The 22682-nt window shown below is 66.7% G+C and carries 17 protein-coding genes and 1 pseudogene; 12 read left to right on the top strand and 6 right to left on the bottom strand.

The window, feature by feature from the left end:
- The first annotated feature begins 228 nt into the window (after window positions 1–228).
- The 8 genes from deoC to ACWPN8_RS17580 all read left to right on the top strand — a co-directional run bounded on the left by deoC (window position 229) and on the right by ACWPN8_RS17580 (window position 9439).
- Window positions 229–900: a deoxyribose-phosphate aldolase gene (gene deoC / locus ACWPN8_RS17615; RefSeq protein ID WP_492241640.1), complete on the top strand. Its 672-nt coding sequence runs from the start codon at window positions 229–231 to the stop codon at window positions 898–900.
- 183 nt (window positions 901–1083) lie between these two features.
- The gene (locus ACWPN8_RS17610; protein ID WP_109047330.1) at window positions 1084–2130 is read left to right on the top strand and encodes an autoinducer 2 ABC transporter substrate-binding protein; all 1047 of its coding nucleotides are present in this window, start codon (window positions 1084–1086) and stop codon (window positions 2128–2130) included.
- Between the two features lie 84 nt (window positions 2131–2214).
- The gene (locus tag ACWPN8_RS17605; RefSeq protein ID WP_492241639.1) at window positions 2215–3717 is read left to right on the top strand and encodes a sugar ABC transporter ATP-binding protein; all 1503 of its coding nucleotides are present in this window, start codon (window positions 2215–2217) and stop codon (window positions 3715–3717) included.
- An 11-nt stretch (window positions 3718–3728) separates the two neighbouring features.
- Window positions 3729–4706 (top strand): ABC transporter permease, encoded by a 978-nt coding sequence (locus ACWPN8_RS17600; RefSeq protein ID WP_012977088.1) that lies wholly within the window; start codon window positions 3729–3731, stop codon window positions 4704–4706.
- A 12-nt stretch (window positions 4707–4718) separates the two neighbouring features.
- A complete protein-coding gene (locus ACWPN8_RS17595) occupies window positions 4719–5711 on the top strand; it encodes an ABC transporter permease (protein WP_109450882.1) in 993 nt (330 codons plus the stop codon).
- A gap of 38 nt (window positions 5712–5749) precedes the next feature.
- Window positions 5750–6835, top strand: coding sequence for an aldose 1-epimerase family protein (locus ACWPN8_RS17590; protein ID WP_492241638.1), 1086 nt, complete (start codon window positions 5750–5752; stop codon window positions 6833–6835).
- Between the two features lie 15 nt (window positions 6836–6850).
- Entirely contained in the window at window positions 6851–7774 is a 924-nt protein-coding gene (gene rbsK / locus ACWPN8_RS17585; protein WP_492241637.1) for a ribokinase, read from the top strand.
- Between the two features lie 12 nt (window positions 7775–7786).
- On the top strand, window positions 7787–9439 hold the full coding sequence (locus tag ACWPN8_RS17580) for an FGGY-family carbohydrate kinase (RefSeq protein ID WP_492241636.1): 1653 nt from the start codon (window positions 7787–7789) through the stop codon (window positions 9437–9439).
- A gap of 3 nt (window positions 9440–9442) precedes the next feature.
- Here ACWPN8_RS17580 and ACWPN8_RS17575 read toward each other — a convergent pair whose 3' ends face one another.
- From ACWPN8_RS17575 to ACWPN8_RS17565, 3 genes are all read right to left on the bottom strand, one after another.
- On the bottom strand, window positions 9443–10426 hold the full coding sequence (locus ACWPN8_RS17575; protein ID WP_109450888.1) for a LysR family transcriptional regulator: 984 nt from the start codon (window positions 10424–10426) through the stop codon (window positions 9443–9445).
- Window positions 10427–10595: 169 nt separating this feature from the next.
- The gene (locus ACWPN8_RS17570) at window positions 10596–11303 is read right to left on the bottom strand and encodes a hypothetical protein (RefSeq protein ID WP_492241635.1); all 708 of its coding nucleotides are present in this window, start codon (window positions 11301–11303) and stop codon (window positions 10596–10598) included.
- Between the two features lie 151 nt (window positions 11304–11454).
- Window positions 11455–12792, bottom strand: a complete 1338-nt coding sequence (locus ACWPN8_RS17565) for a solute carrier family 23 protein (protein WP_492241634.1) — start codon at window positions 12790–12792, stop codon at window positions 11455–11457.
- Between the two features lie 1048 nt (window positions 12793–13840).
- On the opposite strand from ACWPN8_RS17565, the gene ACWPN8_RS17560 reads away from it, so the two are divergent.
- Window positions 13841–14092, top strand: coding sequence for a hypothetical protein (locus tag ACWPN8_RS17560; protein ID WP_492241633.1), 252 nt, complete (start codon window positions 13841–13843; stop codon window positions 14090–14092).
- Window positions 14093–15420: 1328 nt separating this feature from the next.
- Here the strand turns inward: ACWPN8_RS17560 and ACWPN8_RS17555 are convergent.
- Both ACWPN8_RS17555 and ACWPN8_RS17550 read right to left on the bottom strand, forming a co-directional pair.
- Window positions 15421–15603, bottom strand: a pseudogene (locus ACWPN8_RS17555) (IS1 family transposase); the annotation flags it as partial.
- Window positions 15604–15616: 13 nt separating this feature from the next.
- Complete coding sequence (locus ACWPN8_RS17550) at window positions 15617–15808, bottom strand: hypothetical protein (RefSeq protein WP_492241632.1); 192 nt, start codon at window positions 15806–15808, stop codon at window positions 15617–15619.
- A gap of 248 nt (window positions 15809–16056) precedes the next feature.
- Here ACWPN8_RS17550 and ACWPN8_RS17545 point away from each other — a divergent pair, with 248 nt between their 5' ends.
- From ACWPN8_RS17545 to ACWPN8_RS17535, 3 genes are all read left to right on the top strand, one after another.
- On the top strand, window positions 16057–16818 hold the full coding sequence (locus ACWPN8_RS17545; RefSeq protein WP_109450896.1) for an alpha/beta hydrolase: 762 nt from the start codon (window positions 16057–16059) through the stop codon (window positions 16816–16818).
- Window positions 16819–16822: 4 nt separating this feature from the next.
- A complete protein-coding gene (locus ACWPN8_RS17540; protein ID WP_098736866.1) occupies window positions 16823–17986 on the top strand; it encodes an efflux RND transporter periplasmic adaptor subunit in 1164 nt (387 codons plus the stop codon).
- Between the two features lie 88 nt (window positions 17987–18074).
- Complete coding sequence (locus tag ACWPN8_RS17535; RefSeq protein ID WP_492241631.1) at window positions 18075–21263, top strand: efflux RND transporter permease subunit; 3189 nt, start codon at window positions 18075–18077, stop codon at window positions 21261–21263.
- A gap of 201 nt (window positions 21264–21464) precedes the next feature.
- Here the strand turns inward: ACWPN8_RS17535 and ACWPN8_RS17530 are convergent, their stop codons facing one another.
- Window positions 21465–22553, bottom strand: coding sequence for a LacI family DNA-binding transcriptional regulator (locus ACWPN8_RS17530; protein ID WP_109450899.1), 1089 nt, complete (start codon window positions 22551–22553; stop codon window positions 21465–21467).
- Window positions 22554–22682: the final 129 nt, after the last annotated feature.

The raw sequence follows: 22682 nt of genomic DNA, 5'->3' as shown, positions 1-22682 counted from the left end.
TTACAATCCAGAAGGGTTAATCCCAATGGCGCAAAGCCTTGAACAGGAGGGCCGTGGTCAGGATCACAATCGCGTGCATTGATCTTGACACAGCGCGGGACAGCATGAAACTATCCTTTCAGAAAATGTTAGGATGTTAACATCGCAACGGATTTCGAAGCGGTGTCGGCATCCCGGCGACAATCGAGGAGAGCCTGCAAGGACAAGGGGCTCCCCGGGAGGACCAAGATGCCGATACCCAGCGTTCCGGCGGAGCCGGCCGGTCTGGCTCCGTTCATCGACCACACCCTGTTGCGCCCCGATGCCCAGCCCGCCGAGGTCGAGCGGCTGTGCGACGAAGCGCGCGCACACGCCTTCAAGGCGGTCTGCGTCAACCCGGTCTTCATCCCGCTGGTGACCGAACGGTTGGCCGGATCGCCGGTGGCGCCCTGCGCCGTCATCTGTTTCCCCTTCGGCGCCGATCCCACGGCGATCAAGGCGGACGAGGCCGAGTGGGTGGTCCGCCACGGCGCCCGCGAGGTCGACATGGTGATCCCCATCGGCCTGCTGAAAGCCGGACGGACAACCGAGGTCCGCGACGACATCGCCCAGGTCAAGCGGGCCTGCGGCGACGCCCTGCTGAAGGTCATCATCGAAACCAGCCTGCTCACCGACGAGGAGAAGGTCTTGGCCTGCCGCCTGTCGCAGGAAGCCGGGGCCGATTTCGTCAAGACCTCCACCGGCTTCGCCGGGGGCGGCGCCACCACCGAGGATGTGGCGCTGATGCGCCGCACCGTCGGCGACGGCATGGGCGTCAAGGCGTCGGGCGGCGTGCGGACAACCGAGGATGCCCGCCGCATGATCGCGGCCGGCGCCTCGCGCATCGGTGCCAGCGCCAGCGTGGCGATCATCGGCGGCTGATTCCGCCGGCGGCGCACACGCCGTACAGCGTGCCGGTCGGGCGGGAGTTCCGTCCGTCCCACCCGGCACGGCATCATCAAAAACGGAACGCGCAGCGGGTGGCAAACACCCCGGCGCCGGCGGTGGGTCGAGGATTTTTCCCACCGCAGGGCGCTCATCGCCTCTCATGGGAGTCACGCCGACATGAAGAAGTTGCTGTCCTCGCTCATCGTCGCCGCGTCGCTGGTCGCCGGGCCGGCGATGGCCGCCGATCCGGTTCCGACCCCGGATGCCGTCAAGACGCTGAAGTCCGACGCCACCAAGAAGAAATACACCATCGCCACCGTGGTGAAGGTCGACGGCATCGCCTGGTTCGACCGCATGCGCGACGGCGTGAAGCAGTTCGCCAGCGACACCGGCCACGACACCTGGATGGTGGGGCCGAGCCAGGCCGACGCAGCGGCGCAGGTCCAGCTGGTCGAAAACCTGATCGCCCAGGGCGTGGACGCCATCGCCATCGTCCCCTTCTCGGTCGAGGCGGTGGAGCCGGTGCTGAAGAAGGCGCGCGACCGCGGCATCGTGGTGATCGCGCATGAGGCGTCGAACATCCAGAACGCCGACTATGTGCTGGAGGCCTTCGACAACTTCGCCTACGGCGCCAAGCTGATGGAAGTGCTGGGCAAGGCGATGGGCGGCGAGGGCAAGTATGTCTGCACCGTCGGCAGCCTGACCTCGAAGTCGCAGAACGAGTGGATCGACGGCGCCGTCGCCTATCAGAAGGAACATTTCCCGAAGATGCAGATGGTGACCAACCGTCTGGAGACCTATGACGACGCCAACACCGACTACAACAAGCTGAAGGAAGTCCTGACGACCTACCCCGACCTGAAGGGCATCGTCGGCGGTCCGATGCCGACCTCGGCCGGAGCCGGCCGTCTGGTGGCGGAACGCGGCCTGAAGAACAAGCTGTTCTTCTCCGGCACGGGTCTGGTCTCGGTCGCCGGCCAGTATCTGACGCAGGGCGACATTCAGTACATCCAGTTCTGGGATCCGGCGGTCGCCGGCTATGCCATGAACATGCTGGCGGTGATGGCTCTGGACGGCAAGAAGGACCAGATCAAGGCCGGCCTGAACCTGGGCCTGCCGGGCTACACCGCCCTGACCACGCCGCAGGGGGCCAAGGCCAACCTGCTGTACGGCCAGGGCTGGGTCGGCGTCACCAAGGAGAACATGGGCTCCTACGACTTCTGACGATCTGAAGGCGGGCGCCGGCGACCGGGAACGGTGGCCGGCGCCCTCATCTTCATCCCTTCCTCGAACCGCCGGGCGGAAGATATGTCGGACGGTTTCATCGAACTCCGGAACATCCGGAAGGTGTTTGCCGGCGTCGTCGCGCTGGACGCCATGTCGCTGGTCATCAAGCCCGGCGAGATTCATTGCCTGGCCGGCGAGAACGGGTCGGGCAAATCCACCGTCATCAAGATCATGTCCGGCGTCTATCAGCCGGACGGCGGCGAACTGCTGATCGACGGCAAGACGATGCCCGGCATGTCGCCGATCGAGGCCATCGCCCACGGCGTCCAGGTCATCTACCAGGACTTTTCCCTGTTCGGGAACCTGACCGTCGCCGAGAATCTGGCGATGAACGTCCATCTCGGCGAGAAGCGGCGCCTGATGAACTGGCGGCGCACCCGCGCCATCGCCCGCGAGGCGGTCGACCGGCTGGGCGTGGAGCTTGACCTCGATGCCGAGGTCGCCTCGCTGCCGACCGCCGGCAAGCAGCTGGTCGCCATTGCCCGCGCGCTGATGTCGGATGCCCGCCTGATCATCATGGACGAGCCGACCACGGCCTTGACCCGCAAGGAGGTCGAGACGCTGTTCCGCATCGTCCGCGACATCCAGGCGCGCGGCATCGCCATCCTGTTCGTCAGCCACAAGATGCGCGAGATGCTGGAGATCAGCGAACGCATCACCGTGATCCGCAACGGCCGCAAGGTGGCGGAGGGGCCGACCGGCGACTTCGACGAGGCGCTGATCACCCGCCACATGACCGGTGGCGACATCCTCAACCAACCCTATGTCTGGACCCCGCCGCCCGGCCCGCCGCCGGTGCCCCGGCTGGAGATCCGCGGCCTGACCGTGCCCGGCAAATGCGAGGATCTGAGCCTTGCCATCCGGCCGGGCGAGATCGTCGGGCTGTCCGGCCTGCTCGGTTCCGGCCGTACCGATCTGGCGCTGGCGCTGTTCGGCATGGTCCCGCGCTATGAAGGCGACATCCTGATCGACGGCGCGCCGGTCCGGCTGCGCACGACCCAGGAGGCGATCGCCGCCGGCATCGCCTATGTGCCGGAGGACCGGCTGACCGAAGGGCTGTTCCTGCCGCAGAGCATCAAGCGCAACATGCTCGCCACCTCCTACGAGCGGCTGGCACCGAAGCTGGTGATCGACCGTGAACGGGCGGAGGAGATGACGCAGGGCATGGTCCGCGCCATGCAGATCGCCACGCCGACCGCCGAGAAGCCGGTGATGCAGCTGTCGGGCGGCAACCAACAGCGCGTGGTGCTGGCCCGCTGGCTGCTGACCGACGCCCGCGTGCTGATCCTGAACGGCCCGACCGTCGGCGTCGATGTCGGGTCGAAGGCGGAAATCCACGCCAAGATCCGGGAGCTGGCGCAGCATCACGGCCTCGCCGTCCTGATGATCTCCGACGACGTGCTGGAGCTGGTGCAGAACTGCAACCGCATCGTGCTGATGCATCGCGGGCGCTTCATCGAAGACCTGCCCGCCGCCGCTGTCACCGAAGAGACGGTCAGCGACCGGCTCAAGACCTTTACCTGAGGGAGGAACCGATGGCCCTGCTCCGCCGGTCGGAAACGGTCATCGCGGGCATCCTGCTGCTCGCCATGGTCCTCATCGGCACGATCAACCCCGCCTTCTGGCAGCTCGACAATCTGTTCAGCCTGATGCGCAGCAACGTCATCATCGGCATCATGGCGATGGGCGTCCTGCTGGTGCTGATCTCCGGCGGCATCGATGTGTCGTTCCCGGCCTTCGCCGTCGCGGCCATGTATCTGACGATCAAGGGCATGCTGGCGCTGGGCTACAACGGCGTCGTCCTGCCACTGCTGGCCGCCACCCTGATGGGGCTGGCGTTCGGCGCGGTGAACGGCTTCTTCGTCTACAAGTTCCGCATGATCCCGCTGATCGTGACGCTGGGCACCAGCGCCATGGTGCGCGGCTTCCTGCTGGGCGTCGTCGGCACCAGCATGATCAACATCAACAAGATGCCGACGGCGCTGATCGACTTCGCCCGCACCGACGTGGTCAGCGTCACCAAGGCCGACGGCACCACCTACGGCCTGACGGCGATGGTGCTGATCTATCTCGGGCTGGCGCTCGCCATGCATCTGGTGCTGCGCTACACCATGATCGGCCGCAGCGCCTATGCGCTGGGCGGCGATCCGGAGGCGGCGCGCCGCGCCGGCTTCGACCTGCGCAAGACCATCTTCTTCATCTATTGCGTCGCGGGCGCCCTGGCCGGTTTCGCCGGGCTTCTGCACAGCGGCATGATCTGGCTCGCCAACCCGCGCGACTTCGTCGGGCTGGAGCTGGATGTCATCGCCGCGGTGGTGCTGGGCGGGGCGTCGATCTTCGGCGGGCGGGGCAGCGTGCTCGGCACCATGCTCGGCGTCTTCATGCTGGTGATGGTCAAGAACAGCCTGATCATCATGCGCGTGGACACCACCTGGCAGCTCGTCGTCGTGGGTCTGATCGTCATCGCCGCGACCGCCCTGTCGGCGTGGCGCGACCGCCGCCGGGCGGCGTGAGGAGGCGGAAGCATGAAAACGCAAATGAACATCCGCAGCCTGATCAACCGCGACAACAACATCGTCCAGCTTCTGGTGATGACGGTGCTGATCTTCGCCGTGATGACGGCGCTCAGCCCCGACAAGTTCCTGCGCTACTACAATTTCGAATCGATCACATACATCTTCCCCGAGCTGGGGCTGCTCTCCATCGCGATGATGATCGCCATGCTGACCGGAGGCATCGACCTGTCGGTGGTGGGGGTCGCCAATCTGTCGGGCATCCTGGCTGGCGTGCTGTTCCACAAGATGGCCGGCGCCGCCGGCATCGCCGACGCCGGCATCCTGACCGTCCTGCTGGGCGGGGTGATCGCGCTCGGCACCGGGCTGGCGGCGGGGACGGTCAACGGACTGCTGATCACGCGCCTCGGCATCACGCCGATCCTGGCGACGCTGGGGACGGGGCAGGTCTTCACCGGGCTCGCCATCGTGCTGACCGGCGGGCCGGCCATCGTCGGCTTCCCCACCGCCTGGGCCTTCCTCGGCAACGGCAAAATCCTGGGACTGGCGACGCCCTTCGTGCTGTTCGCGGTGATCGCCGTGCTGATCGCCTTCGTGTTGAGCCGCACCGCGCTCGGCATCAACCTGATGCTGATCGGCACCAACCCGAAGGCGGCGCTGTTCGCCGGGCTGAAGCGGGAACGGATGGTGCTGTACAGCTATATGCTGACCGGCGTTCTGGCCTCGGTCGCCGGGATCATCCTGTCGGGGCGGACCAACGCGGCGAAGTCGGATTACGGTACCTCGTACCTGCTGCAGGCGGTGCTGATCGCCGTGCTGGGCGGCACCAACCCGGCGGGAGGGCGCGGCACGGTGCTGGGCATCACCATTGCGGTGGCGGCGCTGATGCTGCTGTCGAGCGGCTTCCAGATCCTGCGCTTCTCCAACCACCTGATCGATTTCATCTGGGGCGCGTTCCTTCTGCTGGTCATCGCCATCAACGCCTACAAGAACCGCACCCGCTAGCCGGTTTCCAGGCCGGCTTTCGTTAGGGAGGAAATCCCATGAGCGTCCGAACCGCAATCCATTTCCGCAAAAGCTTTTTCGGCGAGGCCGAGCGACCGGTCGCCGAGGCGCACGGCATGACCGCCAGCCTGTTCCGCTACGACAGCGGGATCGAGGCGGTGCGGCTGTCCAACCGGCGCGGGCATCTGGTGGTGCTGCCCTATTACGGCCAGATGGTGTGGGATGCGGTGTTCGACGGCGTCGACCTGACCATGGCGAACATGTTCGACATGCCGCGCCCAGCCAGCGAGATCGTCGGTACCTATGGCTGCTTCGCCTTCCATTCCGGGCTGCTGCGCAACGGCTGCCCCGGCCCGCAGGACAGCCACCTCCTGCATGGCGAGATGCCCTGCGCCCCGATGGACGATGCCGGGCTGGAAGTGGGAGAGGACGACGAAGGCCCCTACATGGCGGTTACCGGCCGGCGCGAGTATGTGATGGGCTTCGGCGCCCATTACGTCGCCCGGCCGCGGGTGGTGCTGCGCCCCGGCTCCGCCCTGTTCGACATCGCGATGGTGGTGGAGAACCTGTCGGGTGCGGCGATGGACCTGATGTACATGTGCCACGTCAATTTCGCCTTCGCTGAGGGTGCGCGCATCGTCCAGCCCGCTCCCTTCACGCCGGAGGCGACGGCGGTGCGCACGGTGGTGCCGGCCCATGTGCCGCGCAGCCCGGCCTATGACGCGCTGCTGTCCGACCTCGCCCGCGATCCGGCGGTGATGGAGGTGCTGGACGAGCCCGGACGCTACGACCCAGAACAGGTCTTCTACATCCGCGGCCTGCGCACCGACGACGAGGGCGGCACCGCGGTGATGATGCGAAGGCGGGAAGGCGATGCCTTCCACATCGCCTACAGCACACGGGAGTTCCCCAAGACGGTGCGCTGGGTGCTGGTCAACAGCGACCAGAAGGTCTGCGCCTTCGCCCTGCCATCCACCTGCGAGCCGGAGGGCTACAAGGCGGAGAGCGCGAAGGGCAATGTCCAGACGCTGGCGGGCGGCGAGACGCGGCGCTTCTCGGTGCGGCTGGGCTATCTGACCGCCGACGAGGCCGAAGCCGAGGAATGCGCCATCCGGGCGCTGTGAAAGGAGTAACCGAAGATGGGCAAGATCGCCGTGGTCGGCAGCAACATGGTCGACCTGATCACCTACACCGCCCGCATGCCCGGCCCCGGCGAGACCATCGAGGCGCCGCGCTTCGAGATGGGTTGCGGCGGCAAGGGCGCCAACCAGGCCATCGCCGCCGCCCGGCTGGGCGCCGAGGTGATGATGGTCACCAAGGTCGGCGACGACATCTTCGCCGACAACACCATCCGCAACTTCGAGGCTTCGGGCATCGACACCCGCTATGTCGAGCGGGTGCCCGGCACGTCGAGCGGCGTCGCCCCGATCTTCGTCGAGCCGTCGGGCGAGAACAGCATCCTGATCATCAAGGGCGCCAACGCCCTGCTGTCGCCGGCCGACATCGACCGCGCGGCGGAGGATCTGAAGGGCTGCGACCTGATCGTCATGCAGCTGGAAGTCCCGCTGGAGACGATCTACCACACCATCGCGTTCGGCGCGCGGCACGGCATCGAGACCCTGCTGAACCCGGCCCCGGCCCCCACCGATCTGGACCCCAAGCGGATCGAGCAGGTCACCTTCCTGGTGCCGAACCAGACCGAGTTGGCGACCATCTCCGGACTGCCGGTGAATTCGGAAGCGGAGGCCGAGACGGCGGCGCGCGCGCTGATCGGGCGCGGCATCCGCACGGTGATCGTCACGCTGGGCGCCCGCGGTGCCCTGCTGGTGACCAAGGGCGAGGAGACCCGGCGGATCGAGCCGGTGCGGGTGACGCCGGTCGACACCACCGGGGCCGGCGACGCCTTCATCGGCAGCTTCGCCCGCTATTATGTCGAGAACCGCGACCTCGACGCCGCGCTGCACAAGGCGGTGCGCTATGCCGCCGACAGCATCACCCGGCCGGGCACCCAGAAATCCTACGCCAGCCGCGAGGCGTTCGAGGCCTTCTGCGCCAGCCTGTAAAGGGGACATGCCATGACACGCGCCGTGATCGGGGTGGATGTGGGGACCGGCAGCGCGCGGGCCGGCATCTTCGACCTTGCCGGCCGCCGGCTGGCCGCCGCCTCCCGCCCGATCCGGATGTGGAAGCCCGATCCGGAGTGGGCGGAGCAGTCCTCCGACGACATCTGGGCCGCCGTCTGCGCCGCTGTGAAGGAGGCGCTGGCCGCCTGCGCCGAAAAGCCGGAGGTGGTCGGCATCGGCTTCGACGCCACCTGTTCGCTGGTGGTGCTGGACGCCGCCGGGCGGCCGGTGACGGTCGATCCGGAGGGCGACGATTCCCGCAACGTCATCGTCTGGATGGACCATCGCGCCATCGAGCAGACCGACCGCATCAATGCCGGCGGTCATGAGGTGCTGCGCTATGTCGGCGGGCGGCTGTCGCCGGAGATGCAGACGCCCAAGCTCTTGTGGCTGAAGGAGAGGATGCCGCAGAGCTGGAGCCGGGCCGCCCATTTCTTCGACCTGCCGGACTTTCTGACTTGGCGGGCGACCGGGTCGGCGCGGCGGTCCTTGTGCTCTCTGGTGTGCAAATGGACCTATCTGGGGCATGAGGGGCGCTGGGACGACGGCTACCTCCGCGCCATCGGGCTGGGCGATCTGGTGGATGAGGGGCATGCCCGCATCGGCACCGAGGTCGGCGAGGTCGGCAGCGCCGTCGCCGGCGGCCTGAGCCTTGAGGCGGCGCGCGAGCTTGGGCTGACGCCGGGCATCGCGGTCGGCACCTCGATGATCGACGCCCATGCCGGCGGGATCGGGGTGATCGGGGTGCCGCTGGAGGCGGCGGGCAGCGCCGATTTCGACCGGCGGCTGGCGCTGATCGGCGGCACGTCGAGCTGCCATATGGTGATGAGTCCCGGTGACCCGCGCTTCATCCCCGGAGTCTGGGGTCCCTACCATTCGGCCATGCTGCCGGGGCTGTGGCTGAACGAGGGCGGGCAGTCGGCGACCGGGGCCTTGATCGACCATGTGGTGCAGGGCCATCCCCGCCATGGCGAGCTTGCCCTTGAGGCCCAGCGGCGCGGCACCACAATCTACCAGCTGCTGAACGAGGAGCTGGCGGCGTTGGCGGAGCGCAGCGGCGGGCCGGTGGCGATGCTGACCCGCGACCTGCATGTGCTGCCCGACTTCCACGGCAACCGCTCGCCGCGGGCCGATGCCGGTTTGCGCGGTGCCATCGCCGGGCTGCGGCTGTCGGACGGGCTGGAGGATCTGGCGCTGCTCTATCTGGCGACGGTGCAGGCGGTGGCCTATGGCACCCGGCACATCGTCGCGGCGATGAACGGGCGGGGCTATGCCATCGACACCATCCTCGCCTGCGGCGGCGGCACCAAGAACCCGGTGTTCCTGGAGGCGCATGCCGATGCCACCGGCTGCACCCTGGTCCTGCCGGAGGAGCCGGAGGCGGTGCTGCTGGGTGCGGCCGTGCTGGGCGCGGTGGCGGGCGGCGCCTTTCCCGACATCGCCGCCGGCATGGCCGGGATGAGCCGCGCCGGCCGCCGCATCACGCCGGCCGAGGGGGCGATGCGGGCCTATCACGACGCCAAATACGCCGTGTTCCTGCGGATGCACGAGGACCAGATGGCGTACCGGGCGCTGATGGAGACGGCGATGGAAACGGCCGGCTGAGCCTCACATCACGCATTCGCAGGCCCCCTCCCGCTCCATCGGCGCTTTCTGCTGCTCGCACAGGTCGCCCGGCAGATCCTCGCCCTGGAGCAGCGGGCAGCGCTCGAACAGCTCGGCCAGCCAGTCGACGAAGACCCGCACCTTCGGCGACAGATGGCGGTTCTGCGGGTAGACGGCGGAGATCGGCATCCGCGGCGGCCGCCAGTCCGGCAGGATCTCGCGCAGGGCGCCGCTGCGCAGGTGCGGCAAAACCATGAAGCGGCCGGGCTGCAGGATGCCCTGCCCTTCCAGCCCGCAGGTGACATAGGCGTCGGCGTCGTTGACCGAGATGACGCCCTTCATGGCGATGTCGACCACCTCGTCGTCGCGGCGGAAGCTGAGGTCGAGGTTGCGCCCGGTGCGGTTGCTGAAATAATTCACCGCGATGTGGCGTTCGAGATCCTCGATGGTCTTCGGCACGCCATGCTCGGCGAGATAGGCCGGGCTGGCGCAGGTGACCTGCTGCATGGCGCCGATCCGGCGGGCCAGCAGGCTGGAATCGGCAAGCTCGCCGATGCGGACGACGCAGTCGACCCCCTCCTGCACCAGATCGATGGGCCGGTCGCCCAGCCCCAGCATCAGCTCGATGTCGGGGTACTTGGCGTGGAATTCGTGGATCGAGGGGATGATGACCAGCCGGCCGATGGAGCCCGGCATGTCCACCCGCAACCGGCCGCGCGGCGTCTTGCGGGCGCTGGTGAAGGTGGATTCGATCTCGTCGATTTCCGACAGGATGCGGCTGGCGCCCTCCAGATAGGCGGCACCGTCCAGCGTCAGGTTGAGCTTGCGCGTGGTGCGCTGGAGCAGGCGCACGCCCAGCGCCGCCTCCAGATTCTGGATGGTCGTCGTCACCGAGGCGCGCGGCAGCCCCAGCGTTTCCGCCGCCTTCGAGAAGCTGTTCGCCTCGACCACCCGGATGAAGACGCGCATCGCATGCAGCTTGTCCATACGGACCCCGTCCTTATCAATCGCGGTTCCCGCAAGTGGGGCCTCCCGCAAATGGGGAGAGTGTCCGCCGAAGACGGCCGAATAGCAATCGGGCGGTCGCGGATCAAGGGTGGTGGGTGTGGCGCGGCGGGATGGAACGGTGTGGAACGCTTTCCGGCGGCTGTTCCATCTAGCGCCGGCCGGAGAAGGCACCGATGGCGCGGCGGCTCACCGGGCCGGGGTTGAGGTTGGGATACTCCTCATACTGGTTGAGCGTGTAGGGGAAGAGGCCCTTCGGTCCCGCCGCCTCCGGCTGGGCCAGGACGGCGGCGACCATCGCCGGGTTGGGCGGGCAGCGCTCGCGGATGGCGCCGGGGATGTCGTCGTCGAGTTCGGGGACGGTGACGGCGGGCGGGTCGTCAGGACGGGGGGCCGGCTTCGGGGCCGGAGGAGGGTCGGCCGGCCGGTCGGGGTTGGCGTCCTGCCGCTTGGCCGCGGGCAGGTCGAGGCCGGCGAAAAGCCCGAGCCGCTCGGCCAGCCAGCGCACGGTGGCGGGGTCGCCCGACGTGACCAGCCGCTCGATCTGCTCGGCCACCAGCACCCGCAGCGAGGACAGGCGCAGCTCGGCCTCACGGTTCAGGGCCTGCCGCTCCCACCAAACCCTGTGACGAAAATCCTTGGAGCCGTAATAGGCGCGCCAGAGCGTCGTCCGGCTGCACCCCATGGCGCGGGAGACCTGAAGGAAGCTGTTGCCGCGGGCCAGCATGCCGGCGGCCATGATCCATTGTTCCTCGTGGAACTGCGAACCGGGGACCAGCGCGCCTTCCGACGGCGTCGGCGGCTCCTCCGCCCAGCGGGGGAAATTGTCGGTGGTGAAGCTGCGGGGATCGAGAGGCATGGCGAGGCTCCGCAAGAGGAAGAGACAATTGCGGAGAGCCTATGGGACTTTAGTCCTTTGATGGAGAGTTTTTGTAAAAAGCCCGAGGACGGGTGCGCCGCCGCCGTCCCCGGCAAGGGCCGGGAGGGCGGCGGCGCGGGGTGTCTTGCCCTCAGTGGAGCGTCGCGCGGTCAGGCTGGGGGGCAGGCCCGGAGCCGGTGCGGACGGCCTCGCGCGCCCGGCCGATGCCGAGCAGCTGGTAGAGGCCCAGCGCGGCGATGGTGGCGGTGCCGATGCCGCCGATGGAGAAGCCGCCGGCGGTGACGGTGAAGTTGCCGGCGCCGAGCACCAGCGTCACGCCGACGGTGATGAGGTTGCGCGGATCGGAGAAATCGACGCGGTTGTCGACCCACAGCCGCACCATCGCCGCGGCGATCAGGCCGAAGACGACGGTCGCCAGCCCGCCCAGCACCGGGGCCGGGATGGTCCGCAGCAGGGCGCCGAACTTCGGCGAGAAGCCCAGCAGGATGGCGGCGACGGCGGCGACGACGAAGATCAGGGTGGAGAAGACGCGGGTGACCGCCATCACGCCCATGTTCTCGACATAGGTGGTGACGCCGGTGCCGCCGCCGCTGCCGGACACGATGGTGGCGATGCCGTCGCCGATGAAGCCGCGGCCGATGAAGCGGTCGAGGTTGCGCCCGGTCATGGCGCCGATGGCCTTGATGTGGCCGAGATTCTCGGCGACGAGGATGAAGGCGATGGGAGCGACCAGCGCCATGGCGCCCGCATCGAAGGTCGGCGTGCGGAAGGCCGGCATGCCGAACCAGGGGGCGGCGTCCAGCTCGGCGAAGCTGACCGGCGGCAGCAGGCCCATGCCGTTGGCGAGCACGAGATAGAAGACATAGCCGGCGGCGATGCCGACGAGGATCGACACCCGGCGGATGGCGAGCGGGGCATAGACCGCGATGAGGGCGGTGGCGAGCAGGGTGAACAGGGCGACGAAGATGTGCGGCCCCGTCCCCTCGATGCCCTTGACCGCGACCGGCGACAGGTTGAGGCCGATGGCCGCACCGACGGCGCCGGTGACCGCCGGCGGCATCAGCCGCTCGATCCAGTTGGTGCTGGTGTAGCTGACCAGCAGGCCGATCAGGACATAGACGAATCCTGCCGCGATGATGCCGCCGAGCGCCGGCCCGATGTTCGGGTTCGGCCCCTGGCCGCCGTAGCCGGTGACCGCGATCACCACGGCGATGAAGGAGAAGGAGGATCCCAGATAGCTCGGCACCCGCCCGGCGGTGAGCACGAGGAACAGCAGGGTGCCGATGCCGGAGAACAGCACCGCGAGGTTCGGATCGAACCCCATCAGCAGCGGCCCGAGGATGGTCGAGCCGGACATGGCGACGAGATGCTGGACGCCGAGCGTCAGGGTCGAGCCCCAGGGAAGCCGCTCGTCCGGCTGGACGACGGGGCCGGTCGCGAGCGGCCAGCGCGGGAAGAAATCTGCCATAGAGGGTTTGTCCGAAGAGGGGTGGAACGGCAACGGTGCCGGGGGATGATTGGTCGCCCGCTTTTTGGCGTTTGCGCAGGCGTTGCGCTACATTTTTGTGCGGAAGCGGTAGGAACGTCAGCAACAAGACCGGACGGGGCACATTCAGCGCCACGTCCATGCTTCAAGTCCTGACGGCCACATGATGCACAAGGCTGCGGATCGACCCGCCAGAGGGCTAGGCCGACCCGCAGGAGTGCCCCCGGTTACCGCCTGTACTCAGGGGGACAAACAGGACGCGCACTCCGGTAACGGCGACCATGGACAATATGGTTCACCGTCCCACCATTGAGACCAGTTTGAATTGCCGCTTCAGTCTGCGTTGTGCGTTCTACTTCAATCAGCCACTTAACGTAACAAGCCTTCATGAAGTTGGCGCGACGCGGGGAGTGAAGTTCTGCCTTGAATTCGGTGCGGCTATCGTGGTGAGAGTGCATTAGTTTGCTCCTAAACACATGGTTTACGAGCACTTGACCCTTGAAAAATGCGAGCTCATGCGTTAGCGTAATTCCGCTTTCTCAAAAGCATGAACCGCAAGTCAAGTGCATTTTTGCGGTTAAGTTCTAAAGTGGCTCTCCCCACGAACCGGACTGGAACTCCGGTTCTGGGGAGCGTCCGCTCAGCCGCATATCGCTAGCTGGGCTTCTGACGCCGGACAAAGTTAGGGCGTTGTGGCCTTGCAGCCTCCTTCGTTGCCTAGGGGAATTCGCACCAGCGCTCTATAGGCACGGCGTAGCGACGTGTGTCGCGTTGAGTAGTACATGCAGACAAAAGAGCGAGTCCGCGGGTTGCTGTCAAGCGCCGCCGGTACCAGTAATATTGCTGCTGGTCTCCGCTGCGCCCCACAGGTTGACTACGGGGACTTTAAGAAGCGCAAATGATAATGCTTCTCAAGTTGCAACATATTGATAAATAAGGAATTTATGTCGAATTCGCGGTTTTCCGCGATGCGTACAAGCATAGTTGTGCCTCAAAAGCGCCGCATTCTGCCCTCGTCACTGACAGTGACATGAAGATCGGTCAGGTACCCAAACAAGAACATGATGTTCATTTCGGCATGCTTTTGGTGCGACTCGGAGAAGGCAGAACGAGGCCATCTGAGCGGCAGTGCATACGCTCAGCGAATACAGAGCGGGTGGTCAATATGAGCGAGTCAGTCGGCGTGGCAGCACGCAATGAAAGCATCATCGCTTTCGTGCACGAACGTCGTTCGCAATCCGGCAGCGATTATATCGGCCAATCGCAGGGCGGCTTCAAATGACTGAGCTTTCCCGAGAACGTCGATACCACCGTTGCCAGGGAGATCACTAGCTTCGAAAACAAAGTACCCACTGAACCCAAGGTGCTCTGCACCTGAGTCAACTATCGTCTGACGCGAAAGGGTGGCAATATGAACACTCCGCCCCTCACCGATCTTCGCGCTCATGAGGATATCGTCCATGGCCATCGCTTTCCCCCCGGTGCGGCAAGCGCCCAGGATTTCCACCAACGAACTTGCCCTCTTCATGGTGTCGTCTGACACGGCAAGGGTAAGTATCATTCGAAGGGCCAAGAACCCTCAAACTCCACCTATCATCCGATATCGCGACGCGAGGGCAGCAATCTGCCAATATTTAACAGATATTCGTCGCCCTGTGAATTGCCTTGTTACTGCTGAGAATATGCTTTCTCAACGGATGGATGATCCCTCTGAAAGCAGCATGCGGAAAGAGGATGCACGTCATTCTATTGAAGTCCTGCACGCTATTCAGAGAATGTCCAATAGGCTTTCCGCGTTTCATTTCATTCCTGCCCCAAACAGCCAGCCAAAGCTAGCAATACAAGGCGTCGAAATCTCTGTGCGTGCAGACATGCTGGTCCATGGATCGAGTCGGAGTCAGCAGCAGATAGGGGCAGCAATTCTGAGAATGACTCAGGACGACGCGGACACGGACTCTGCGAGAGCGCGGCGTCAGGAAATGGGCTACTGCGTCGCCGCATTGGCGCGGCTTCACGTTGAGCAACACATCCAATCAGAACGTGTTGCGTCCAATCGACTTTGCATGTCGATAGACGTTCAGCATGGGGAGGTATTCCAAGCCCCTAACAGCAACGTCCGTAGGGTGAATGACATTGAGAGCGCTTGCCGGTTTATAGCGGCAATGTGGGATCAGGTCTGATCCTGATGCGGCGGCAGCACCGCCTTGAAGGCGGCGACGGTGTCATGGCTGAAGCCGCAAGCCATGAAAAACTTAGCCTTCGGGGTGATCGGGTACCAGCAGGTAATGGGTGATCTTCTTAAGGTCCAGCGTCGCCCTGTCGGCGTCAGGCACGTGCATGTCGAATGGCGTCCGGCATGACGGTGGCGACGGTGTGGAAGGGTTTCGCGAACTCGACCTCGTAGGCGGCACCACCCCGGTATATGCCGACGACGGTCCCCATCGACCCGGCAGGCAGCACGCCGTCCTCGGTCTCCACCGGCTTGGACAGCGCCACCCGCGTGAGTTCCTCGGTCGGCTCGTGCGCTCCGGTGTCAGTCGGGCGCTTTTGCGGATTCCACGTGGAGCGCTCCATGGGCACGGACATCACGACCTCCCCTGCCGGATAGCTGCCCTTGTGGCACTCCGGAAGATCGCCCTGGAGCTTGATGAACCGGGCATAGTCCACGTCCCCGCCGAAGGCCCCCTCCACCGCTTCCAGATACGCTTTGTGCCCGTCAGTGGTGATCTGCACCCGGTTGTTCAGCCGGCTGCGCAGTCGCCCATCATCACGATGGCAGACTGCCCAGCGGGCCTTTGGGCAAGGCTCAATTCCCTGCCTGATCGCCGACAGGCAACGGCTCTTTGACGACGTCTCCCGTCTCGATATCAATGATCTGCACGTCGTTGTAGATGCCTTGCTGGCGGAGTTCGTTGGCCTTCTTGAGCGCACCTTCAAGAGTGTCCCGCTTCAGGCCCATAACGCCAACCTGAGAACTCCCCGTGATGTGATAGCGCATTTTCGCTTCCTCCACCGTTATGCTTTCCGTTGAGCATATAGGATCGTGCAGCCGGATGCGAATGCCCTTCGCGCCGGGAGGACATCGGCCCGAATAGCCCATCCCCCACAAACAGCCACCGCCACCCTGCCGCGATTGTTCGTCCCGGCTGAATTCTGTTCCCAGCCGCAGCCGCTTTATCCCACCCGTGCACCTGCACATTATCGCTCTTGCCGCATTGCAGGAGGGGCGCTGGTCGCCGGATCGGGATGGAACGTTCACGCACGTCGCTGACGGTGGAGGGTCGCAAGGTTCCGCTGTGCCTGTTCAGGCCGGCGGTTGCCGGGCCGCTGCCCGGACTGCTGTATTTCCATGGCGGCGGCTTCACCTCCGGCTCCGTCGAGGAGGTGGAGATCACGGCGACGGCGCTGGCGGAGAGCATTCCGGCGCTGGTGGTCGCCGTCGGCTATGCGCTGGCCCCCGCCAATCCCTTCCCCGCCGCCATCGAGGATGCCCATGCCGCCGCCGTGTGGCTGGCGGAGCGGGCCGGGCCGCTCGGCGTCGCCGGCCACGATGCCGGCGGGCATGTCGCGGTGTCGCTCACCCTGCTCGCCCGCGACCGCGGCGGGCCGGAGATCGCGGCGCAGGCGCTGTTCGGGCCGATGCTCGATCCCAGCCTGACGCGGGTCGGGGATGGCGAGGGCAGCGTGACCGACTGCGCGCGCTGTTACCGCGCCTATCTGCCGGAGGCGGCGCTGCGGCTGCATCCCTATGCCGCACCCCTGGAATCGCGCCGGCTCGGCCGGCTGCCGCCGATCCTGATCGCAACGGCGCAGAACGACGTGCTGCGGCCGGAGGCGGAAAGCTATGCCGCCCGGCTGATCGACGCCGGGGTGCCGACCGAGGTCACCCGCTTTGCCGGGGTCAGCCATGCCGGCCTCGCCAACCACCCGCCGGCGCTGGCCGCCGCGGCCGATTTCTTCCGGCGCCGCCTGACCGGCGCCCGTCCCGACACTTCAAGCAGCAGGTAACGTCATGTCCCGCAAGACACTTTCCCTTCTGATCGCGGCCGGTGTTTCCGTGGCGGCGCTGACCGGCGCCGTCACCCTGCGAAGCCCGGCCGAAGCGCAGACCGCCTCCCCCGCCCCGCCGCCGGCCGAGGTGGATGTCGCCACCGTGCTGGCCCGGCCGGTGACGGACTGGCAGTCCTATTCCGGCCGGCTGGAGGCGGTCGACCGCGTCGACATCCGGCCGCAGGTGCCCGGCACCATCGTCGCCGTGCATTTCCGCAACGGCGCGCTGGTGAAACAGGGCGACGTGCTGTTCACCATCGACCCCCGCCCCTATGAGGCGGAGGTGGCGCGGGCCGAGGCGCAGGTCGCGGCGGCGCAGGCGCGGGTGCGCTTCACCGTCGCCGACCTCGACCGCGCGCAGAAGCTGGTGCGCGACGACACCATCTCGCGCAGCACCATGGACCAGCGCGACAACGCCGCCCGCGAGGCGGCGGCCAACCTGAAGGCGGCGCAGGCGGCGCTGGACATCGCGCGGCTCAATCTCGGCTACACGCGGGTGACGGCGCCGGTGTCGGGCCGGGTGTCGCGGGCGGAACGGACGGTCGGCAATGTGGTGGCCGCCGGTGCTGCCGCCGAGCCGCTGACGACGCTGGTGTCGCAGTCGCCGATCTATGCGTCGTTCGACGTCGATGAGCAGACCTATCTGCGCCACATCGCGCCGATGCGCGATTCCGGGACGATCCCGGTCCGGCTCGGCCTCGCCAACGAGGAGGAGTATTCGCGGTCGGGCATGGTCGAGCATGTCGACAACCGGCTGGACAGCGTGTCGGGCACCATCCGCGTGCGCGCCCGCTTCGACAACGGCGACGGCACGCTGGTGCCGGGGCTCTATGCACGGGTGAAGGTGGGGGGCACCAAGCCCTATGACGCGCTGCTGGTCGACGACCGCGCCATCGGCACCGACCAGGACAAGAAGTTCGTCCTGGTGGTGACGGCGGAGAACAAGGTGGAATACCGGCCGGTGAAGCTCGGCACCTTGCAGAACGGGCTGCGCGTGGTGACGGCGGGGCTGTCGGCCGGCGAGCAGGTGGTGGTCAACGGCATGCAGCACGCCCGGCCGGGCATGGCGGTGACGCCGAAGACGGTCGCCATGGGGACGGAGAAAACCCAGACGGCGGCCCGCTAAGACACGAACAAGACGGGTGTGCGCCTTTCCTAACCCTCCTCGCGAAATGCGGGGAGGGATGGGGAGCGTGCAGCCTGGGAGACCCCAGATGAACATCTCGAAATTCTTCATCGACAGGCCGATCTTTGCCGGCGTGCTGTCGGTGGCTCTGTTCCTGGCGGGGGCCATCGCGGTCTTCCGCCTGCCGATTTCCGAATATCCGGAGGTGGTGCCGCCGTCCGTCGTGGTGCGCGCGCAGTTCCCCGGCGCCAATCCCAAGGTCATCGCCGAGACCGTCGCCTCCCCGCTGGAGGAGCAGATCAACGGCGTCGAAGGCATGCTCTACATGCAGTCGCAGGCCAACAGCGACGGCAACCTGGCGCTGACGGTGACCTTCAAGCTGGGCACCGACCCGGACAAGGCGCAGCAGCTGGTGCAGAACCGCGTGGCGCAGGCGATGCCGCGGCTGCCGTCCGACGTGCAGCGGCTGGGCGTCGCCACGGTGAAAAGCTCGCCGACGCTGACCATGGTCGTGCATCTGCTCTCGCCCAACGACCGCTATGACATGACGTACCTGCGCAACTACGCGGTGCTGAACGTCAAGGACCGGCTGACCCGCATTTCCGGCGTCGGCGAGGTGCAGGTGTGGGGGGCCGGCGACTATGCCATGCGGGTGTGGCTCGACCCCGGCAAGGTGGCGCAGCGCGGGATGACCGCGACCGACGTGGTCAACGCCATCCGCGAGCAGAATGTCCAGGTGGCGGCCGGCGTGATCGGCGCCTCGCCCTCGCTGCCCGACGTGCCGATGCAGCTGTCGATCAACGCGCGCGGCCGGCTGAAGACCGCCGACGAGTTCGGCGACATCGTGCTGAAGACCGGCGATGAGGGCGGCGTCACCCGGCTGCGCGACGTGGCGCGGGTGGAGCTGGCCGCGGCGCAGTATGGGCTGCGCTCGCTGCTCGACAACAAGCCGGCGGTGGCGCTCGGCATCACCCAGACGCCGGACGCCAACGCGCTCGCCATCTCCGACGAGGTGCGCAAGGTGATGGCGGAGCTGAAGGGCGACATGCCCGACGGCGTCGACTACTCCATCGTCTACGACCCGACGCAGTTCGTCCGCTCCTCCATCGAGGCCGTCATCCACACGCTCTTGGAGGCAGTGGCGCTGGTCGTGCTGGTGGTGATCGTCTTCCTGCAGACCTGGCGGGCATCGATCATCCCGCTGCTGGCGGTGCCGATCTCCATCGTCGGCACCTTCTCGCTGCTGCTGGCCTTCGGCTTCTCGATCAACGCGCTGTCGCTGTTCGGCATGGTGCTGGCCATCGGCATCGTGGTGGACGACGCCATCGTCGTGGTCGAGAATGTCGAGCGCAACATCGCGTCCGGCCTGTCGGCCCGCGATGCCACCATCCGCGCCATGCAGGAGGTCAGCGGCCCGATCATCGCGATTGCGCTGACGCTGGTCGCCGTCTTCGTGCCGCTGGCGGCGATGACCGGCCTGACCGGCGAGTTCTACAAGCAGTTCGCGATGACCATCGCGATCTCCACCGTGATCTCTGCCTTCAACTCGCTGACCCTGTCGCCGGCCCTGGCGGCGGTGCTGCTGCGCGGCCACGACGAGCCGCAGGACTGGCTGACCCGTGCGATGAACCGGGTGTTCGGCGGCTTCTTCCGGCTGTTCAACCGGGTGTTCCACCGGGCGTCGGAGGGCTATGGCCGCGGCGTCGGCGGGGTGGTGCGGCGCAAGGGCGTCATGCTGGCGGTCTATGCGCTGCTGATCGGCGCCACGGTGCTGCTCGGCCGCTCGGTGCCGTCGGGCTTCGTGCCGATGCAGGACAAGGAGTATCTGATCAGCTTCGCCCAGCTTCCCAACGGCGCCTCGCTCGACCGGACGGAGGCGGTGATCCGCGAGATGACCGACATCGCGCTGAAGCGTCCCGGCGTGCAGAGCGCTGTCGCCTTCCCCGGCCTGTCGGTGAACGGCTTCACCAACTCGTCAAGCGCCGGCATCGTCTTCGTCACGCTGAAGCCCTTTGCCGAACGCAAGGATCCGTCGCTGTCGGCCGGCGCCATCGCCATGGACTTGCAGCAGCGTTATGCCGGCTTGAAGGAGGCCTTCGTCGCCATCTTCCCGCCGCCGCCGGTGATGGGTCTGGGGCAGCTGGGCGGCTTCAAGATGCAGCTGGAGGACCGCGGCAACCTCGGCTACGAGGCGCTGAGCGAGGCGGTGAACGCCTTCGTCAAGCGCGCGGCGCAAACGCCGGAGCTGGGGCCGACCTTCTCCGCCTACCAGATCAACGTGCCGCAGCTGGACGTCGATCTCGACCGGGTGAAGGCCAAGCAGCTGGGCGTCAATGTCGCCGACGTGTTCGACACCATGCAGATCTATCTGGGCTCGCTCTACGTCAACGACTTCAACGCCTTCGGCCGCGTCTACCAGGTGCGGGTGCAGGCCGACGCGCCCTTCCGCGACACCGCCGACGACATCGGGCTCTTGAAGACCCGCAACGCGGCGGGGACCATGGTGCCGCTATCCTCGCTGGTCACGGTGCAGCCGGGCTATGGGCCGGAGATGGTGGTGCGCTACAACGGCTTCACCGCCGCCGACGTCAATGGCGGGCCGGCGCCGGGCTATTCGTCGGGACAGGCGGAAGCGGCGGCGGAGCGCATCGCGGCCGAGGTGCTGCCGCGCGGCGTCAAGCTGGAATGGACCGACCTGACCTATCAGAAGATCCTGGTCGGCAATGCGGGCCTCTGGGTCTTCCCGATCAGCGTGCTGCTGGTGTTCCTGGTGCTGGCCGCACAGTACGAGAGCCTGACCCTGCCGCTCGCCATCCTACTGATCGTGCCGATGAGCGTGCTGTCCGCCCTGTTCGGGGTGTGGCTGACCGGGGGCGACAACAACATCTTCACGCAGATCGGCTTCATGGTGCTGGTCGGCCTGTCGGCGAAGAACGCCATCCTGATCGTCGAGTTCGCCCGCGAACTGGAGCATGAGGGACGCAGCGTGGTGCAGGCAGCGATCGAGGCGAGCCGGCTGCGGCTGCGGCCGATCCTGATGACCTCCATCGCCTTCATCATGGGCGTGGTGCCGCTGGTCACCTCCAGCGGGGCCGGCGCCGAGATGCGGCACGCCATGGGTGTGGCGGTGTTCGCCGGCATGATCGGCGTGACGCTGTTCGGTCTGGTGCTGACCCCGGTGTTCTACGTGCTGCTGCGCAAGCTGGCCGGAGCGGAGCGTCGGGTGGAAGCGCCGGCGGAAGGCGGGGTGCAGCCGGCGGAGTGGAAGATGGGGTGAGGGGGATGGGTGCGGATATCCCCCTCTCCCCCCCGGGGAGAGGGTCGGGGTGAGGGGGATGCATTGCGGAGCGTCGGCAACAGTGCCGGCGCTCCTTTTTCTTTGAAAATCCTCGCGGTGCGTCCCCCTCACCCTAACCCTCTCCCCGGGGGGAGAGGGGATTATCCGCCGGGGCGGGAGAGGGCGCTTGTCGGCCTCCTTTCATTCGTCCGGCAGCATGTTCTTCGGCAGGTTTTCGCGGAAGATCACTTCCGCCCGCGGCGTTTCCACCCCCTGCATCGCCGGGCGGCCGGCGCGCAGGTTGGTGAAGATGCCGACGCAGGCCGACAGGGTGTTGCGCGGATCCTGGGTGATCACCGCGTCCAGCGCCCCGTCGATCAGCAGGCCGCGCGTTTCGGTGGTCAGGCCGTGGCCGATGAAGACCATCTCGCGTTCCCGCCGCGTCTCCTTCAGCGCGCGGGCCACCCCCTCCGCCCCGCCGCCGATATTATAGACCCCGGCAAGGTCGGGATGCAGGCCCAGCAGCATGCGGGTTTGGCGGTAGCTCTTCCCCTCGTCGTCATGGCCTTCGCGCAGGCCAACCACCTCGATGTCGGGGGCGATCTCCTTCAGGACGTGGAGGAAGCCCATCTCGCGGTCCTCATGCGCACGGTAGCTGAGGCTGCCGGCGATCATCGCCACCTTGGCCGGGCGGTGTTTCAAAAAGCGTGCGATCAGGTAGCCGGCGGTGCGGCCGGCCGCGCGGTTGTCCAGCCCGACATAGCCGGCGCGCCGGCAGTTCAGGATGTCGGAAATCAGCGTCACGCTCGGCACGTTGCGGTCGGCCAGCGCGTCCACCGCCTCGCGCACCGCCGGATGCTCCAGCGCCATGAAGGCGACGCCGTCGGCGCGGCGGCCGTGCTGGAACAGGCTGCGCGCCAGCAGGTCCGGATTGAAGCTCCGGATGAACTCCACCTGCGCCTTCACCCCGTGCGGGGCGAGCATGGAGTCGGCACGGCGGATCATCTCGCCCAGCCCGGTCAGGAAGCGGTTGTTGCCGGCGGGCAGCAGGAAGGACAGCCGCATCGGCTTCTGCCCCGCCGCGGCATGGAGGTCGCCGTCGGGCAGATAATCCAACTCCGCCGCCGCCTTCAGCACCCGCTGCACCGTGGCGGCGCGCACCCCCGGCCGGTTGTTCAGCACGCGGTCCACCGTGGCGGTGGAGACGCCCGCCGCCTGCGCGATGTCGACCACCCGCGGCAGCCCGCGGGGTCCGGCGGCAATTTCCGGATCGTCCTTCACTGAAACCATCAAAAACCATCAATTTCGATGTTTGACACTTGTCGGCGATGGACATACCGTCCCTCCAACAATCATCAATTGACATCAGATCACATCAGAAACGCAAGGCCGGAAACAGCAACGTCGGCCGGTAATCCA

It is taken from the genome of Azospirillum sp. UENF 112521 (genome assembly GCF_058780665.1).
This window is presented reverse-complemented; position numbering and strand designations above follow the sequence as displayed.